This is a genomic window from Mesorhizobium sp. 1B3 (genome assembly GCF_050958605.1).
Lineage (GTDB): Bacteria > Pseudomonadota > Alphaproteobacteria > Rhizobiales > Rhizobiaceae.
In genome coordinates this window covers 1-530 of the sequence record NZ_JBJHDO010000041.1, presented here as the reverse complement: position 1 = coordinate 530, position 530 = coordinate 1, and the positions used below count along the sequence as shown (strand labels likewise).

The following is a 530-nucleotide window of genomic DNA, read 5'->3' as shown; positions in this document are numbered from 1 at the left end:
CTGATCCCCGGCCGGCCGGCGCCGAAGCTGGTCTCGGCGGCGATGGTCAAGTCGATGAAGCCGGGGTCGGTCATCATCGATCTGGCGGTGGAACGCGGCGGCAATGTCGAGGGGGCGGTTGCCGGCAAGGTCGTGACGTCGGACAACGGCGTGAAGATCGTCGGCCATCTCAATGTTCCCGGCAGGGTCGCGGCCTCGGCCTCGCTGCTTTATGCCAAGAACCTCTTCGCCTTTCTCGAGACGATGGTGGACAAGGCGAGCAAAGAGCTTGCCATCAACCGCGACGACGAGCTGGTCAAAGCGACCATGCTGACCGATGGCGGCAAGGTCGTGCATCCCAATTTCGCGGCTGCGGCAGGCGTCGAGGACGGTGTCCAGACGACGTCGAACCAACAAGAAGCATCGAAAGGGAATGCCTGATGGACGGGCTCGAAAAGGCACTCGATCAACTCGATCGGGCCGCCGACGCGGTAAGGCTTGGCGTTGAGGAGTTGCAGAAACAAACTGCATCTGGCGTAATCGACGCGGCA

Annotated in this window: 1 pseudogene; it reads left to right on the top strand. The window is 62.3% G+C overall.

Annotated elements, in window-relative coordinates:
• Positions 1-420 (top strand): annotated as a pseudogene (locus ACCO56_RS33070) (hypothetical protein); the annotation flags it as partial.
• Positions 421-530 lie beyond the last annotated feature (110 nt).